We start from the raw sequence: 17,939 nt of genomic DNA on the forward strand, positions 1-17,939 counted from the left end.
AAGATTTTCATTAATTTTTTTTAATTTTTGCATTATGAGACGATGTGCGCAAGTTTTAGTTGGAGTTTTGGTATTAAGTTTAAGTTCTTTATTTGTTGGTTGTAGTGCCGATGAGAGTTATAACTTAATGAAAGAAACTCCAGTAACAGTAAGTAGTATTAACATTGAAAAAAAGTGGATTGTAGCTCACTATGATTTTCAAGCAGGTATTGATCGAAATCATAAAGAGGCTTATCAGAAATCAGCCGTAGAGATTGATATTATGAAAGGCGGAGTGTACAATGCTGTTGACAAGTACAATTTAGAGAAATCTAAAGGTCAATGGGAACTTAATGGAGATGTGATAAGCTTTAGCGACAGTGCCACAGGGATTGTCTTGAGTTACCGAATTGAAGAACTTAATAGAGCTGACGCTACTGTGAGCCCTGTTAGTTGTAAGGAAATCTCAAGAATTGAATTAGTGAGTTTTTCAAAATAACTTGAACAACTTCACATTACTAACTACAAAAAAAAGCAACCTGTTACCTTTTCAGGTTGCTTTTTTTATTTGTTTTCCTGTACTGATGTAAGTGGCGATTAGAGCTATAAATACCATCGCTAATATAGTGTAGAAGAATCCATTCCAATTTCCATTGTTGACAAACATCCCAGTGGAAGTTCCAATTATACTAGAACCTACATAATAGAAAAACCAATACAAAGCTGTAGCGGAACTCTTAGCTTCTTTTCCTAATGTTGTAACTACACGACTAGCTATAGTATGACCACTAAAAAATGAAATTGTAAAGAAGGTAAGCCCTACTAGTATAATAAATAAGTTATCCATGTACATACCTACTGTACCTAATAGCATCAGACTTAATGCTATTAGCATTATTTTTTTCGGAGAGTATCTGTCAGATAATGTGCCAGCTATCATATTGCCAAAAATGCCAAAAGCATACATTAAAAATATCATGGCGATTAGATAATGTGGTAAGTTATAAGGCGCTGCTTCTAACTTAAATCCAAGGAAATTATATACACTAACAAAAGATCCCATTAAACAAATAGCAACTAGATACATTGCCATTATCTTATAGTTCTTAAAGATAGATTTCATTTGAGATAATTTGTCTCCTATTTTAAGTTTCTTTGGTTCAAAGAATTTGGAATCTGGAAAGAATATATAAAATGTGATTGCTATGACCAGGGCTATAATTCCAATGGTAAATACTGCCGCTTGCCATCCTAACCATCCAGAGACTAGAGCCGCTACTATACGTCCAAACATTCCACCAAAGGTATTACCTGCAAGATAAAAACTAATGGCAATACCGATATACTTAGAGTCGATTTCTTCTGCTAGGTAAGCTAAGGTTACTGCCGATACTCCAGATATACACATTCCCTTAATAAAACTGATATTTACTAGAATAGAAAAGTCATTGACAAAGGCTGATAACAAGGTTAACATCGTTGAGGTGACAAGCGAAAATAGTATAACATCCTTACGTGGATAACTATCAGCTATAAAAGCGAACAGTAGAAGCCCTAATGCCATTCCCATCGTACCCGCAGATACAAGGTAACTACTCTCTGCAGGTGTAACTTTAAAATATGTGGTTATTTCGGATAATATAGGTTGGAAGTTATAGAGTTGTGCGAACACAGATACTCCTACTAAAAAGATACACCATTTGATTCGCTTATAGGTAGTTGTTCCTTTTATTGCTCTTGCTTCTTGTAAGCTTTCAGTATATGTAGTGGTATCCATTTGATATTATTTTTGGTAAAGGTAATAGGAAGTTATATATTAGTAAAACGGTATTTTTCTATTATATCAATCGATAAAAACGATCAATTTATGGAGCTCAGACAACTTAAATACTTCTTAAAAGCAAAGGAATTACTCAATTTTACAGAGGCATCAAAATGCTTGTATATCACTCAAAGTACCCTTTCACAACAGATAAAACAACTAGAAGAAGAGCTGGGACAACCTTTATTTAATAGAATAGGTAAGCGTATTACGCTAACAGAGGCGGGAGAACTCTTTGCTTTTTATGCGGAGCGAAGTATACGTGCTGCTGAAGATGGTAAACTATTACTAGAAGATCTAGAAGGATTAAAGACAGGTACATTAAAAATTGGATTGACATGGGGGCTTAAGTCATTGGCTTTGTCTTCCTTAAAGATATTTAATAACTCTTATCCAGAAGTAAAGATAGAAGTGACATTTGGTACAACTAATGAGTTGATGGAAGATCTATTAAAGCAGAAGATAGACTTTGCTCTAACTTACTTTGATGGTGTACATGAAGAAAATTTTATATATGAATCTGTCCTGACCTCTGATATGGCTTTAATGGTTGCTAAAGATTCGACTCTAGCAAGTTTAAAAGGCATAAAATTAAAAGAAATAGAACAATATCGCTTGGCTTTGCCAGTACAAGGATTTAGTACACGTGATTTTTTGGATAGAGTATTTAAGAAGCACAATATCTTGCCTAATATAGCTATTGAAACTAATCAGACCTCTATGATTGTTGACTTAGTAGAACTAGGAGCGTATCAGACTGTGCTTACCCATGCGACTGTACATAATGAGGCTAACTTAAAGGCAATACCAATTAAAGATATAGATATGAAACGCGAAGCTGTAGTTATTCAGCTAAAAGATAGCTATCATAAAAAAGGAGTGCGAATATTTATTGACTTGTTATTAAATGAGAATAAAGATGAATATAGCACATTGTAGAATCTATTGACATTGATTTGTGTTTTTGATTAATGTGAGTCGTATTCTTTGTTTGAATAATATAAAAGAGCTCGTTTTTTTCGAGTTAGGTCGATTTGTCATAATTTTAGTTTAAGCGTTATAAATTTTAATTAATTTAAATAAGAACCTATATATTTTGGTTATGTCTGATTCAAAAGCGTCATAATTTATTATACTCATAATATAAGTACTTGTATTTCCAATATTTGAAAAGCTTTTTTCTTTTGTTAGCAAGTTTACTTTTTTATATTTGCTATTATTTAATTTGATTCTAAATAAATATAGTAAGTAAATGATAAGAATAATTTTAATTCTTATACTGATAATAGTTTCTTTTATTTCCGTTTTTGTAGGTGTGAAGGATATCTCTGTTTTTGATATTCACCGACTAACTCAGGATGAAATGTTGGTTATATTAGTAAGTAGGTTGCCGAGGATGATCTCTGTGTTGATAGCAGGAATAGGAATGAGTATTTCTGGATTAATCGTACAACAGATTTCAATGAATAAATTCGTGTCTCCTACTACAATGGGAACACTCGACGCTTGTAAAATGGGAATACTATTTAGTATGATTCTATTTCCAGGTGGGGGAATGATGTATAAGATGATCTTGTCATTTGCTATTGCATTAATTGCAAGTGTGGTTTTTTTAAAGATTTCAAGTAAAATCAAGATGCGTAATGTCATCTTCATTCCTTTAGTAGGAATTGTATTTGGTAATATCTTGAATGCAATATCTACTTTCTTTGCTTATAAGACAAATTTAGTACAGAATATGGAAGGATGGTTGATAGGAGACTTTTCTTCTATCATAAAAGGAAATTATGAAATATTATACTTAGGAGTACCTATTGTGTTGCTAAGTTATTTGTATGCTAATAAGTTTACCATTGTTGGACTAGGAGAGGATACTGCTAGTAGCCTTGGATTAGATCACAAGAAGATTACTTATTTAGGACTGATATTCGTAGCGATAACTTCTACAGTAGTTGTGTTGACAGCAGGTGTTATTCCATTCTTAGGGCTTATTATTCCCAATATTGTGAGTTTGATGTTTGGAGATAATCTAAAAAAGACTATTAGCTATACAGCATTGATAGGAGCTATATTCTTAATGATTTGTGATATCATTAGTAGATTGTTAATAGCACCTTACGAAATACCTATTGGACTTACAGTAAGTATCATAGGTGGAGTGATATTCTTAGTATTAATATTTAAACGAGCGAAGCATGTATAAGGGAAAGATTATTACAGTTTTGGCAGTCGTTTTGATGTTGTTGATTGCTATTTATATGTTCACTTTTACAGGAACAAAGCTTGATTATGTATTGCCTAGAAGAGGATATAAAGTTATAGCGATGATATTAATCTCATTTGCTATAGGGTATTCTTCTATTATATTTCAGACGATATCAGCTAATAGAATCTTAACTCCTTCTATTATGGGATTTGATTCTTTCTATCTTTTGTTACAATCAGTATTAGTATTAATGTATGGAGATAGAACCTTTCAAGTTCTAAATTCGGAGACAAACTTTGCAATATCTGTTGTCCTAATGCTTGGTTTTTCTTTAGTGATGTATTTCTTAGTATTTAAGAGAGAGAGCAAGAGTATGTATCTACTTTTATTAGTAGGGTTGTTGATGGGGACATTATTTAGAAGTTTCTCCTCGTTTATCGTTATGCTAATCGATCCTAATGAGTTTTTGATCATACAGTCTGCTATGTTTGCTTCATTTGATAAAATTAATCTCAACCTACTTGGGATATCAGCAGTATTACTTGTCGTGTCGATGTTGATTGGTATTAGGTATTTCAGACAATTAGATGTGTTGAGTCTAGGAAGAGAGAATGCCATAAGTCTAGGAGTCGATTATCACAAAGTAATCAAAGGCAATCTATTAATTATATCAGTTATGGTAGCTATCTCGACTGCTTTAGTGGGGCCTATAACCTTCTTAGGGATCTTAGTAGCTAACTTAACTTATGAGTTAGTCAAGAGCAGTAAGCACAGTCATATGGTACTTGTATGTTGTCTACTAACTGCCGTGACTGTAATAGGAGGACAGTATCTAGTAGAGCACCTATTTAATATGAGTACGACTATTAGTATCATTATAAATTTTGTTGGAGGAGTGTATTTTATTTATTTATTATTAAAGAGTAACAGAGGATGATAGAGGTAAAGAATGTATCTAAGTTATATGGAGAAAAGATGATCCTAAATGATGTGTCTGTTTCTTTTCCCAAGGGAAAGATCACATGTCTTGTAGGTGGAAATGGTACAGGTAAGAGCACGTTACTGTCTATCATCAGTAGATTAGTAGCAAAGGATTCGGGACAAATAAATCTATTAGATAAAGATATTGTTGGTTTTAAGAATAGAGACTTTGCTAAGAAGCTATCTATCTTAAAACAGGCTAATCATCCTAATGTACGGCTAACAGTAAAAGAATTAGTTGCATTCGGACGTTTTCCTCATTCACAGGGAAGAATGACCACCTTGGATAAAGAGAAGGTAGATGAGAGTGTGGCTTTCATGGGATTGACAGATATACAAGATCAGTATATAGATGAGCTAAGTGGTGGACAGCGTCAGCGTACTTTCTTAGCAATGGTTTTAGCTCAGGATACAGAGTATATCTTGCTTGATGAACCATTAAATAATTTAGATATGAAACACTCTGTTGAGATTATGAAGATACTTCGTGTCTTAGCAGATGACTATGGAAAAACGATAATTATTGTAGTGCACGACATTAATTATGCGTCTTCGTATGCAGATTATATTGCTGCAGTTAAAGATCACAAAATAATTCATTTTGGACTGACAGATGATATTATTAGAGAAGACATCATGAAGGAAGTCTTTGATATTGATATGACGATCGTAGATAACTGTAATAATAAAGTATGCATATACTTTAAATAATTAAAACCAATCGAGTTGTTATGAGTAAATTTTTGATAAGCTGCGTGGCAGCTTCAGCTTTAATCTTTACATCTTGTAAAGAGAACAAAACAGAGACTACAGATGTAAATGTAGAGAAGGTATCGGTAGAACATTTATCTGGTACTACAGAAGTAAATGTAAACCCTAAGAATACAGTCGTTCTTACTTATGGTATAATGGATTCATTTGACGATCTAGGGATCGAGTTTAAAGGTGCTCCTAAGGGGAATATTCCAGAATATTTGTCTAAATATGCTAATGATACTAATATTACTGATGTAGGTGGTATCAAGGAACCTAATATGGAAAAGGTCAATGCTATAGAGCCAGAACTAATCATTATATCTGCTCGTACTGCATCAATGTATGATGAGTTTACGAAAATAGCGCCAACTGTTAATTTAGATATTGATATTAAGGATTATATGAATTCTTTTAAAGCGAATCAACGTACAATAGGTAAGTTATTTGGCAAAGAGGAGCAGGTAGAGAAAGAGCTTAAAGTAATAGATGAGAGAGTGGCTAAAATAAATGAAACTACAGCTAAGTCAACTAAGACAGCTCTAGTAGTTTTAGCTAATGAAGGACGTTTAAGTGCGTATGGAAAAGGATCTCGCTTTGGGATTATTCACGATGTATTTGGAGTGAAACCTGCAGATCAAAATATAGAGGCATCTACTCATGGACAGGCAATCTCTAATGAATTTATTAAAGAATTAAACCCTGATTATATCTTTGTTATTGATAGAGGAGCAGCTATTAAAAGAGCTACTATGGGGAAAGAGGAGTTTGCTAATGCTTTAGTTAAACAAACAAACGCTTATAAAAATGATAAAATCATATTCTTAAATCCAGAAGTATGGTATTTATCAGGAGGAGGATTTAAGTCTATCAAAATGATGTTAGACGAAGTGGAGCAAGCAATTGCTGAATAGTTAATCTTTAATTTTGCGATAAAAGCTATCTCTTGAGGTAGCTTTTATTGTGAAATAGTGTTGTGTCTTGTCTTGTACTGGTTATAGTGACAGACAAGTGTGTATTGTATAAAAAAAATCCCTAATGAACTAACATTAGGGATTTTTGTATTTAGATAAGCGGTTGTTATTCTTCTACTTCATCAAAAACAGGCACAGGGCGTTTACTCTCATTGATGGCTACTAATGTAAATGTACCAGTCATTGCTTTTTCTCTTCCATCTCTATACATACTCTCTACGAATACTTCTACACGAACATCTAAACTCGTTCTACCTACTCGAACCACAGTTCCGATAAGTTCGACTAGTGTTCCTGCAGGGATAGGGTGATTAAAGTCAATCTTATCACTAGATACTGTCACGATAGGCTTACGACAGAATCGTGTAGCAGTCATAAATGCTATTTCGTCCATAATATACATAACGGCACCACCGAACATTGTGTTGTGATGATTCGTTTGACCTGGGAATACAGCTTTAAATACGTGTGTTTCCGAATCCTTTATTTTTTTTTGGATGCGTAATTCTCTGTTTGTTAGTTGACCTTCCATATTGTTGTAATGATTCTTTGTCTATTAATGATTACTATTAATTACTCATAATTATGGAATAGCTATTTTGGCTTTAATCTCTTCACTGTACAGCTCTTTCGTATTGTCATAAGTGAAAGTTGGTGTGTATGTACAGCTAATGTTGCTTCAAATCGCGAAAGCAATACCATAATGTTATATATAACAGCTTAGAAGGTAATCTGACTTATAATAGGGTGCTATTATTTACAGTTGCGCGACAGCTCGTGAGTTTCACACGATTCCCCTAACTAGAACTTGTTAGTTAACATATAACGTTGCAAATATAAGTACTAATAATGGGAAATGATAAATACAATTTAAATCTTAGGCAATATTTAAGGGGATTGTTGTGAGTTTATCTATTTTAAACTGTTCAGAGTACAAGTAAAAAGGATAAGAGTAGTTTATTTAAATAGCTTAACTTTACCGTATCAATAAAAGGAAAATAATAATATAATATTACTCTTCTCAATAGAGTTAGCTTGTCTTTAATAGGAAGTTAGGTTGTAGCAAAACAAAATGTTATTGGTGTAAAAATCCTTTTACTACCCTGTGTTTATTGTATTAAAGGTTTGAAATAAAACAATTTTATAAGATCATTCTTCAAGGTCAATATCTTAAAAAATCATATCAAATAGTATTAGTGTAAAACAGGCACACCTTTATGCACTTATGGAGCTTTTTTATCATAACAATTGTATAGTCTATCTCATCATATGTTTTTATAAGGAGATGTAATTACTTGTTTAGAATTAATTTGTTTAATAGAGGCAATTGTTTATTTTTAGAGTCTATTAAACCAATTATGAAACAATTACATTACGACCGCAAAAAACTAACTGACCAAGAGTTACTTGGATTGTATAAAAAACTACTTAAGCCTCGTATGATAGAGGAAAAGATGCTTATCTTGATCAGACAGGGTAAGGTATCTAAATGGTTCTCAGGTATCGGACAGGAGGCTATTAGTGTAGGTGTCACTGCTAGTTTAGAGCAGGACGAATATATCCTACCTATGCACCGCAACTTAGGCGTGTTTACTTCTAGAGATATTCCTCTACATCGCTTATTCTCTCAATGGCAAGGGAAAGCAAATGGCTTTACGAAAGGTCGTGAGCGTTCATTCCACTTCGGAACGCAAGAATTCCATATCGTGGGGATGATCTCTCATCTAGGACCACAGTTAGGAGTAGCTGATGGGATCGCTTTAGCACACAAATTAAGAAAAGAGAAGAAGATAACGGCTGTATTCACAGGAGAAGGAGGTACATCTGAAGGTGACTTTCACGAGGCGTTAAATATTGCTTCAGTATGGGAGTTACCTGTACTTTTTGTGATTGAGAATAACGGCTATGGCTTATCTACACCTACCAATGAACAGTACAGATGTGAGCATCTCGCTGATCGTGCGAAAGGGTATGGAATGGAAAGTCATATCATCGACGGAAATAATATCTTAGAGGTATATCAGCAGATTAGTGCTTTAGCTAAATCTATGCGTGAGAACCCTAGACCTATATTGATAGAGTTCTTAACTTTCAGAATGCGTGGACACGAGGAAGCTAGTGGTACAAAGTATGTGCCTCAGGAACTGATGGATATGTGGCTATTAAAAGAACCTGTAGAGAATTATAGAGCGTATCTTAAGAAGATAGGTGTATTATCTAATAAAGTGGATGATCAAATTAGAGAAGAATTTAAATTAGAGATAGATAAAGACTGGAAGGCAACACAAGAAGAGCCCGCTATAGTAGCTGATTTAGCTACTGAATTGGCAGATATGTATGCGCCATTTGAATACGAGGAGGTAAAGCCAACAGCTGAGGTAGCAAATATTAGATTGATAGATGCGATATCAGAAGGATTGAAACAATCTTTTGAACGTCATGATGATTTGATCATTATGGGGCAGGACATTGCTGAGTATGGTGGAGCATTTAAGGTAACAGATGGCTTTGTGGAGCAATTTGGCAAAGGGCGTATTCGCAATACACCTATCTGTGAGAGTGCGGTAGTGTCTGCTGCAATGGGATATTCTATCAAGGGAGGGAAGGCGATAATGGAGATGCAGTTTGGCGATTTTGTGTCTACTGGTTTTAATCCGATTGTGAACTACTTAGCTAAGATACATTACAGATGGAATGAGAAGGCGGATGTAGTAGTGCGTATGCCGTGTGGAGGTGGTACGCAGGCAGGGCCATTCCACTCACAGACCAATGAAGCTTGGTTTACAAAAACGCCTGGACTTAAGGTAGTGTACCCAGCATTTCCTTATGATGCGAAAGGCTTGATGGCGACAGCTATTAATGATCCTAATCCTGTGATCTTCTTTGAGCATAAGATGCTGTATAGAAGTATTTATCAGGATGTACCAAAAGATTATTATACACTGCCATTTGGAAAGGCGAGTGTGTTAAGAGAAGGGGCAGATGTGACCATAGTGACCTTCGGAGCAGGAGTACACTGGGCAATGGAAGTGTTAGACAAGCACCCTGATATTAAGGCTGATTTGATAGATTTGCGAACTTTACAACCTTTAGATGAGAAAACTGTATTTAAATCAGTAAAAAAAACAAATAAAGTTATAATTTTGCAAGAAGATTCCTTGTTCGGAGGAATCGCAAGTGATATGTCGGCGATGATTATGGAGAATTGTTTTGAATACTTGGACGCGCCTGTAAAAAGGGTTGCTAGTTTAGAAACAGCCATACCATTTGTGAAAGCTTTAGAAGATCAATATCTGCCTAAGGACAGATTTGAAACAGCGCTATTAGATTTGATAGCCTACTAGAATAGAAAAGAACTACACAACTATAACAAGAATATGAATAACACAATCACAAAAACGGGTTTTGAGTTTCCAAATCAAAAGTCAGTTTACCGCGGAAAAGTAAGAGAAGTTTACAATATAGCAGATGACTTATTAGTTATGGTTGCTACAGATAGATTATCGGCTTTTGACGTTATTATGCCTAAGGGAATTCCCTTTAAAGGACAAATTCTAAATCAGATAGCAACTAAGTTTATGGAGATGACGAGTGACATCGTTCCTAACTGGTTAGTAGCTACACCTGATCCTAATGTAGCGGTGGGGCATGTATGTGAGCCGTTTAAAGTGGAGATGGTGATCAGAGGTTATTTAGCTGGGCATGCTGCTCGTGAGTATGCAGAAGGAAAGAGAGTGTTATGCGGAGTGACATTGCCTGAAGGGTTAAAAGAGAATGATCAATTGCCATCACCTATTATCACTCCATCTACTAAAGAAGATTTAGGAGCTCATGATGTAGATATCTCGAGAGAAGATATCTTGGCTAAAGGGATTGTTTCTGAGGAAGATTATTTGGTATTAGAGCAGTATACACATGCACTGTATCAGAGAGGAAGTGAGATAGCAGCAGAGCGCGGTTTGATCTTAGTGGATACTAAGTATGAATTTGGTAAGACTAAAGATGGAAAGATTGTGTTAATCGATGAGATACATACGCCAGACTCTTCTAGATACTTCTATGCAGAGGGCTATGAAGAAAGACAAGCAAAAGGGGAGGCTCAAAAGCAATTGTCTAAAGAGTTTGTCAGACAATGGTTGATCAGTAATGGCTTTCAAGGGAAAGAAGGGCAAGCTATACCGGAGATGACAGATGAGTATATCACTAGTGTATCAGATAGATATATAGAGCTATATGAGAAGATTATTGGAGAACCATTTGTGAAGGCTGATGTGTCTAGTATTAATGAACGTATAGAGAATAATGTTTTAGCTTTTTTAGCTAAGAGATAATTTATAAATTATGGAGTTACTAAAGAGTTTACAGTGGCGTTATGCTACTAAGAAATATAATAGTTCAGTTAAGATAGCAGACGAAAAAGTAATGCAGATTATCGAGGCAGCTCGTATGGCACCTACTTCTTCTGGATTACAACCTTTCGAGATGATCTTAATCAAGAATCAAGACTTAAAAGAAAAGCTATTACCTGTGATTATGAATCAAAGTCAGGTAGTAGATAGTTCTCATGTTTTGGTTTTTGCGTCTTGGGAAGCCTATACAGAAGAGCGCATTGATGCTGTGTTTGATAATGTAGAAAAGACAAGAGAGTTAGCTTCTGGTTCTATGAATGATTACAAAGGTTCTATTAAAGCGAACTTTGCCGCTATGTCACAAGAGAAGCAGGCTGAACATGCAGCTCGTCAAGCTTATATTGCTTTTGGTATGGCTATCGCTGCTGCAGCTGAGTTAAGAGTAGATGCATCACCTATGGAGGGATTCTATAATGATCAATTAGACCAAGCATTAGGGTTAGATAAAAAAGGACTTAAAAGTGTAACTATTTTAGCTATAGGAGAAAGGGATCATGAAAATGATTGGTTGTTACCTATGAAGAAAGTACGTTTTGCGCTAGAAGATATTTTAACAATTATCGAATAATATATATCCCCTCTTTGGAGGGGATATTTTTTTATAGATGATTACGAAATTCATAATATCGTTTTGTTAAAAATACTTTAATTTTTACATAGTGTAATTTTTTTACTTTTTTTTTGATTGATTATCAAAAGATGTATGTATTAATTCAATATAATGAAGAAGTATGTGCTAGCTTTTTTGGTGATATTATTTTATATTCGTAACAAGTAAATTATGTATTTTACAATGAGTCAAAAAGAAACAAAAACGGCTCTTTCTTACGATGATTTTAAGAAAGAGGTAATTCAAGATTATAAAATTGCGAAACTAAGTAGAGAGTGTAGTTTACTTGGTAGACGTGAAGTACTTACAGGAAAAGCGAAATTTGGAATTTTTGGTGATGGAAAAGAGGTGCCACAGTTAGCTATGGCGAAGGCTTTTCAGAATGGAGACTTTAGATCTGGATATTACCGCGATCAGACATTTATGATGGCGATAGGACAATTGACAGTAGAACAATTTTTTGCAGGACTTTTTGGGCATGCGGATATAGATAATGATCCAATGTCAGGAGGGCGTCAGATGGGTGGACACTTTGCTACTCATAGTTTAGATGAGAATGGTAACTGGAAGAAGTTAGTTGACCAAAAAAACTCAAGTGCAGATATATCGCCTACGGCTGGACAAATGCCTAGACTTTTAGGATTAGCTCAAGCTTCTAAATTTTATAGAGAGTTTGCAGATGCAGATAAAGAGGGTAACTTCTCTGTAAATGGTAATGAGGTAGCATGGGGTACGATAGGGAATGCTTCTACTTCAGAAGGTTTGTTTTTTGAAACAATCAATGCTGCAGGGGTGTTGCAAGTACCTATGGTAATGAATGTATGGGATGATCAATACGGAATCTCTGTACATGCAAAGTACCAAACGACAAAAGAGAATATCTCAGAGATATTAAAAGGATTCCAAAGAGATGAAAATGGCAATGGATATGAGATTCTTCGCGTTAAAGGATGGGATTATGTAGCATTAATAGATACTTATACGAAAGCATCTAAAATAGCTAGAGAAGAACATGTACCTGTTTTAGTTCATGTACAGGAATTAACACAACCTCAGGGACACTCTACTTCTGGATCTCATGAGAGATATAAAACTCCTGAACGTCTAGAATGGGAAGCAGAGAAAGACTGTGTCTTACAGATGAGAAACTGGATGCTAGCTTCTGATATAGCTACAGTGGAAGAGTTAGATGAGTTAGACAAACAACTTAAGAAAGAGGTATTAGATGGAAAGAAAGCAGCATGGAGAGCTTATGTAGATCCTATTGTTGCTGAACGTGATGAATTGGTTGTATTATTAGGAACTGTAGCAGCTTCTAGTACTAATAAAGTGTTTATTGAGAAAATGGCTAATGACTTAGCTGGTATCAAAGAGCCTATTAGAAAAGACATTATTACTGTAGCGCGTAAAGCGCTTAGAATGGTAATAAAAGATGCGGGTAAAGCTACTTTAGTGCAGTATATTAACGAGTTCTTTGCTAAGAACCAACCTCGTTACAGTTCACACCTAATGTCTGAGACAGAACATCAAGCGATCAACGTACAAAGTATAGAACCTACTTATGATGCAGATGCGGAAGAAGTAGATGCTCGTGTACTGTTAAGAGGAAACTTTGATTATATCTTAGAAAACCATAAGAACGTCATGATCTTTGGGGAAGACTCTGGAACTATTGGAGATGTTAACCAAGGACTAGAAGGACTACAAGAGAAACACGGTATAAGTAGAGTGACTGATACAGGTATTAGAGAGGCTACTATTCTAGGGCAAGGTATCGGTATGGCAATGCGTGGATTAAGACCTATAGCTGAGATTCAGTATTTAGATTACTTACTATATGCTATCCAAATCATGAGTGATGACTTAGCTACTCTTCAATATAGAACAGTAGGCCGTCAAAAAGCTCCATTGATAGTAAGAACACGTGGTCATAGATTAGAGGGTATTTGGCATTCAGGATCACCTATGGGGATGATCATTAATGCTATTAGAGGAATGCATGTTTTAGTACCTCGTAATATGACTAAAGCAGCAGGTTTCTATAATACATTATTAGAAAGTGATGAACCAGCATTATTAATAGAATGTTTAAACGGGTACCGTCTAAAGGAGAAAATGCCAAATAATATAGGGCAATTCAAAACTCCTATCGGTATAGTAGAAACAATCAAGGAAGGTAAAGATATTACTGTTGTATCATATGGATCTACATTAAGAGTAATCGAACAGGCTGCTAAGGAGTTATTAGAAGTAGGAATCGATGTAGAGATTATAGATGCACAATCATTATTGCCATTTGACTTAAATCACGATATCGTGAAGAGTCTTGCTAAGACTAATCGTTTATTAGTAATAGATGAGGATGTACCAGGAGGAGCTTCAGCGTATATTCTTCAAAAAGTGTTAGAAGAACAAAAAGGGTATCACCATTTAGATAGTGAGCCTCAAACTTTGACTTCAAAAGCACATAGACCTGCTTATGGAACTGATGGAGATTACTTCTCTAAACCGTCAGCAGAAGATGTATTTGAAAAAATTTATGCAATTATGAACGAGGTAAATCCTAATTTATATCCTGCGTTATATTAAAAATAAGAAATAAAAACCTCCCAATTCGGGAGGTTTTTATTTTAATAATCCTATTCTTTGGGAATATTGTAAAGAAAGCGCTTTTTTAATTCGCATTTCTCTATTGACAGAATCTACTTAAAAGTGCCTGAATGCTAATAGAGTTATAATGCTTTAGGGGTAAATAGTTCTGTATTTATTATGAAAGCATACAAAATATCTTTATTTTTGCAATTGTTTTTTTAAACATAGTTATATTATGGTAAACGATTTATTTGACAGAATACAGAAAAATAAAGGACCATTAGGAAAATGGGCATCTCAAGCAGAAGGATATTATGTTTTTCCTAAGTTAGAGGGACCTTTGTCAAATCGTATGATGTTTCATGGAAAAGAAGTTATTAACTGGAGTATCAATGATTATTTAGGTTTATCTAATCACCCAGAAGTAAGAAAAGTAGATGCTGAGGCAGCTGCAGAATACGGAGCTGCATACCCAATGGGAGCTCGTATGATGTCAGGACATACTTCAATGCATGAGCAATTACAAAATGAATTAGCTGAATTTGTACATAAAGAGGCGGCTTATTTATTAAATTTTGGTTACCAAGGGATGGTTTCGATTATCGATGCTTTAGTGACTAAGAATGATGTGATTGTATATGACGTAGATTCACATGCATGTATTATTGATGGTGTTCGTTTACACATGGGTAAACGTTTTACATATAAACACAATGATATTGAGAGTTTCGAAAAGAACATGGAGAGAGCAACTAGAATGGCCGAAACTACAGGTGGAGGTATTTTAGTAATCACTGAAGGAGTATTCGGAATGAGAGGTCAACAAGGTAAATTAAAAGAAATAGTAGCTCTTAAAGAGAAGTATAATTTCCGTTTATTAGTTGATGATGCACATGGATTTGGTACTTTGGGTGCTACAGGTGCTGGGGCAGGAGAAGAGCAAGAATGTCAAGATGGTATTGATGTTTACTTTTCTACATTTGCTAAGTCTATGGCTTCTATTGGTGCATTTGTTGCAGCAGATAAGGATATTATAGATTATTTAAAATATAATTTACGTTCTCAAATGTTTGCAAAATCATTACCAATGATTTTTACAAAAGGAGCATTAAAACGTTTAGAACTTTTAAGAACTAATCCTTCTTTAAAAGCTAAGTTATGGGAGAATGTAAATTTACTTCAGAATGGACTTAAAGACAGAGGATTCAATATTGGTGATACTAATACTTGTGTTACTCCTGTTTATTTAGAGGGAAGTATTCCAGAGGCAATGGTAATGGTTAATGATTTGAGAGAGAATTATAGTATTTTCTTATCAATTGTAGTTTATCCTGTTATCCCTAAAGGAATTATCTTATTGAGAATGATTCCTACAGCTACTCACGTTAAAGAGGATATTGATGAGACTCTTAAGGCTTATGAAGATATTCGTGAAAAATTAGAAAATGGAACGTATAAGCAGATTGCAGAAGCAACTACTGTGGATGTATCTTAAGGCAAATACAGTTAATACATAGATAAAGAAAAGGAACCTAATGTTAGGTTCCTTTTTTTTGTCTTTAAATTTCTATAAATGTAATTAGAGTATATTATTTAGTACTTCTTGATAATTTATACCCAATGTATATCAACGGTATTGTTCCTGTCATTACGAGTACTGTAGTGTATAATGCATCAGCTGTAAATAGAGAGACAATAGAGCTAGCAATAAAACATAGGCCTAATTGGATTGTGTTTTGTAATCCTGCTGCTTTACCAGAGTTATTAGGATATAATTTTAACGCTTCTGACACTACTATAGGGTAACATGCACCATTGACAAAAGCCATTAAACAAAATGGTATTAATAATGTAGTTAAAGTTGGAGCTGTGAATATTGCTAATGCCGTAAGTGAACCTACAGCTATAATGTATAAAGCTATAAAATAAGGCATTAATACATTTCCTTCTACTTTAGATGATAATGTTCTGTATCCAAAACCTCCTATCAAAAAGGCTATTGTCTGGGGAACAAAACTAAAGCCTATTTCACTTTCACTATACCCCATTTCTTTTAAGAAGAAAGGTGAACCTGTCAACCAAGCAAAGAATGCTGCTGAACAAAGTGCGTAAATCAATACATTTCCTAGGTATTTTTTTGACTTTAATAAGGAGAAGTATGATGCACTCTGTGGTTTTGCTTCATGTTCTTTAATTTCTTTTTTTTCTTCTTTTATGGTGAATGTATAAAGGATTAGCAATACTGAGATAATGGCTAGTGTAATAAAGATAGATCTCCATCCGAAGTGATTAAGTAAGTAGACACCTAGTAGTGGAGCTAAAGCAGGTGATAACGCTACTAAAGGCATAATAGATGCAAACACTTTGTTGGTTTGATCTGAGGGGTATTTTTCTATTACTAAGGCTTGCCAGCTAACTGCTGCTGCACATACACCTATCGCTTGTATAAGGCGTAAAAATATAAATGCAGTAACACTTTCTGTGAAATATATGGCAAGTGAAGATAGAGTAAATATACTTAATCCTATGATGATAGTTTTAGGCTTACCTAGTTTGTCAGAGATTGGTCCCCACATTAATTGTGCTATAGCATATCCTGCTAAGAATAAACTTAATGTTGCACTAATGTTACTTTTGGAAGTATTTAGATCAATACGCATTTTGTCAAATGCTGGAAGATACATGTCAGTAGCGAGAAAACCAATAATACTCAATCCTACAAGGTATATTAAAAAGACAAAACTATTCTTGTTATTTTGTGGCATATATTTAAAAATTTTAGAATCGGCAAAAGTACGCTAATTATATAAGCCTGATAGGAAATACGATTGTTTGTTTTTATAGAATGTATAGAGAACTATAATAGTAAAAGCTAGATAGAATATATGTTATTAAAAATAAGGTTGTTGTGTATAAAAATAAGGATTGTATTAAAAAGACAATCCTTATTTTATCCAATTTTTAGCATCATTCGCTATGTTTTGTATGTCTTGTAAGAACATTGAGGTGTGATATCCGTCTGCTATTGCGTGATTGATATAGACAGATAGGGGAATGAATAGCTTTTCGTGTTCTGTATAATATTTGCCAAAGCGAATAATCGGTTTGAGAAAATCAGAATCATGCGAAGTATCTTGGCTGATGCTATCAAAGCTAATCCAAGGAACACAAGAGATAGGGACGAAATTAGCAGGTAGACCAGCTTTTATCTTTATTCCTTTTACATCCTTGTACTTTTCTATATCATTAATAATGTTTTGATGAAATGTTCTAAAGTCTTCGTTGTAATCACTCCACAAGTCAGAAAATGTTTTGTCATCTTCATGGAATAAGGTAAACTGAGGAGTCAAATAATTCCAAGTGCCAAGTTTGCCATTGTGAATACTAGTACGCAATTCTTCACTATTGTTTAGTGCCTTCATTACTACATACAGAAATGTAGGAAAGAACTTATATCCTTTGTTCTTATATATAGCAACGATATCTGTGATATCAATCTTTATGCTAACTGTATATTTTGTCTTTAGGATATTTCGGTAATACTCATAATAAGGAGTACGAGACCAGGTTTCTAAATCAACAGGAGTGAAGGTTGCGATAGTATCCATAGGTA

General features: G+C 34.4%; 15 protein-coding genes. 11 read left to right on the plus strand and 4 right to left on the minus strand.

Annotated elements, in window-relative coordinates; translation table 11 throughout:
* The first annotated feature begins 34 nt into the window (after positions 1–34).
* Positions 35–478, plus strand: a complete 444-nt coding sequence (locus tag LNQ81_RS11290) for a hypothetical protein (RefSeq protein WP_229946775.1) — start codon at positions 35–37, stop codon at positions 476–478.
* 51 nt (positions 479–529) lie between these two features.
* On the opposite strand, the gene LNQ81_RS11295 is transcribed toward LNQ81_RS11290, so the two are convergent.
* On the minus strand, positions 530–1,756 hold the full coding sequence (locus LNQ81_RS11295) for an MFS transporter (protein WP_229946777.1): 1,227 nt from the start codon (positions 1,754–1,756) through the stop codon (positions 530–532).
* A gap of 90 nt (positions 1,757–1,846) precedes the next feature.
* On the opposite strand from LNQ81_RS11295, the gene LNQ81_RS11300 reads away from it, so the two are divergent.
* From LNQ81_RS11300 to LNQ81_RS11320, 5 genes are all read left to right on the plus strand, one after another.
* Positions 1,847–2,740 carry a LysR substrate-binding domain-containing protein gene (locus LNQ81_RS11300; RefSeq protein ID WP_229946779.1) on the plus strand — a complete coding sequence of 298 codons (894 nt, stop codon included), beginning with the start codon at positions 1,847–1,849 and terminating at the stop codon, positions 2,738–2,740.
* A 313-nt stretch (positions 2,741–3,053) separates the two neighbouring features.
* Complete coding sequence (locus LNQ81_RS11305; RefSeq protein WP_229946786.1) at positions 3,054–4,004, plus strand: ABC transporter permease; 951 nt, start codon at positions 3,054–3,056, stop codon at positions 4,002–4,004.
* Positions 3,997–4,944 (plus strand): iron chelate uptake ABC transporter family permease subunit, encoded by a 948-nt coding sequence (locus LNQ81_RS11310; protein ID WP_229946788.1) that lies wholly within the window; start codon positions 3,997–3,999, stop codon positions 4,942–4,944. Before LNQ81_RS11305 ends, LNQ81_RS11310 begins: the two co-directional genes overlap by 8 nt.
* Positions 4,941–5,699, plus strand: a complete 759-nt coding sequence (locus LNQ81_RS11315; protein ID WP_229946790.1) for an iron ABC transporter ATP-binding protein — start codon at positions 4,941–4,943, stop codon at positions 5,697–5,699. Before LNQ81_RS11310 ends, LNQ81_RS11315 begins: the two co-directional genes overlap by 4 nt.
* 20 nt (positions 5,700–5,719) lie before the next feature.
* A complete protein-coding gene (locus LNQ81_RS11320) occupies positions 5,720–6,655 on the plus strand; it encodes a siderophore ABC transporter substrate-binding protein (protein ID WP_229946792.1) in 936 nt (311 codons plus the stop codon).
* Positions 6,656–6,821: 166 nt separating this feature from the next.
* Here LNQ81_RS11320 and LNQ81_RS11325 read toward each other — a convergent pair whose 3' ends face one another.
* Entirely contained in the window at positions 6,822–7,247 is a 426-nt protein-coding gene (locus tag LNQ81_RS11325; RefSeq protein ID WP_229946794.1) for an acyl-CoA thioesterase, read from the minus strand.
* Between the two features lie 826 nt (positions 7,248–8,073).
* Between LNQ81_RS11325 and LNQ81_RS11330 the strand changes: the two genes are divergently transcribed.
* From LNQ81_RS11330 to LNQ81_RS11350, 5 genes are all read left to right on the plus strand, one after another.
* Positions 8,074–10,059: an alpha-ketoacid dehydrogenase subunit alpha/beta gene (locus LNQ81_RS11330; protein ID WP_229946795.1), complete on the plus strand. Its 1,986-nt coding sequence runs from the start codon at positions 8,074–8,076 to the stop codon at positions 10,057–10,059.
* Between the two features lie 33 nt (positions 10,060–10,092).
* A complete protein-coding gene (locus LNQ81_RS11335; RefSeq protein ID WP_229946797.1) occupies positions 10,093–11,046 on the plus strand; it encodes a phosphoribosylaminoimidazolesuccinocarboxamide synthase in 954 nt (317 codons plus the stop codon).
* Between the two features lie 10 nt (positions 11,047–11,056).
* The gene (locus tag LNQ81_RS11340) at positions 11,057–11,692 is read left to right on the plus strand and encodes a nitroreductase family protein (RefSeq protein WP_229946800.1); all 636 of its coding nucleotides are present in this window, start codon (positions 11,057–11,059) and stop codon (positions 11,690–11,692) included.
* 225 nt (positions 11,693–11,917) lie between these two features.
* Positions 11,918–14,323, plus strand: a complete 2,406-nt coding sequence (locus tag LNQ81_RS11345) for an alpha-ketoacid dehydrogenase subunit alpha/beta (RefSeq protein WP_229946802.1) — start codon at positions 11,918–11,920, stop codon at positions 14,321–14,323.
* 238 nt (positions 14,324–14,561) lie between these two features.
* Positions 14,562–15,821, plus strand: a complete 1,260-nt coding sequence (locus tag LNQ81_RS11350) for an aminotransferase class I/II-fold pyridoxal phosphate-dependent enzyme (RefSeq protein ID WP_229946804.1) — start codon at positions 14,562–14,564, stop codon at positions 15,819–15,821.
* A 94-nt stretch (positions 15,822–15,915) separates the two neighbouring features.
* Here the strand turns inward: LNQ81_RS11350 and punC are convergent, their stop codons facing one another.
* Together punC and LNQ81_RS11360 are read right to left on the minus strand one after the other, a co-directional pair.
* Positions 15,916–17,091 carry a purine nucleoside transporter PunC gene (gene punC, locus LNQ81_RS11355; protein ID WP_229946806.1) on the minus strand — a complete coding sequence of 392 codons (1,176 nt, stop codon included), beginning with the start codon at positions 17,089–17,091 and terminating at the stop codon, positions 15,916–15,918.
* Positions 17,092–17,271: 180 nt separating this feature from the next.
* Complete coding sequence (locus tag LNQ81_RS11360; RefSeq protein WP_229946807.1) at positions 17,272–17,934, minus strand: CatA-like O-acetyltransferase; 663 nt, start codon at positions 17,932–17,934, stop codon at positions 17,272–17,274.
* Between the last annotated feature and the right edge of the window lie 5 nt (positions 17,935–17,939).

Origin of the sequence: Myroides oncorhynchi (genome assembly GCF_020905415.1) — a bacterium.
In the GTDB taxonomy this organism is placed as follows: Bacteria; Bacteroidota; Bacteroidia; order Flavobacteriales; family Flavobacteriaceae; genus Flavobacterium; species Flavobacterium oncorhynchi_A.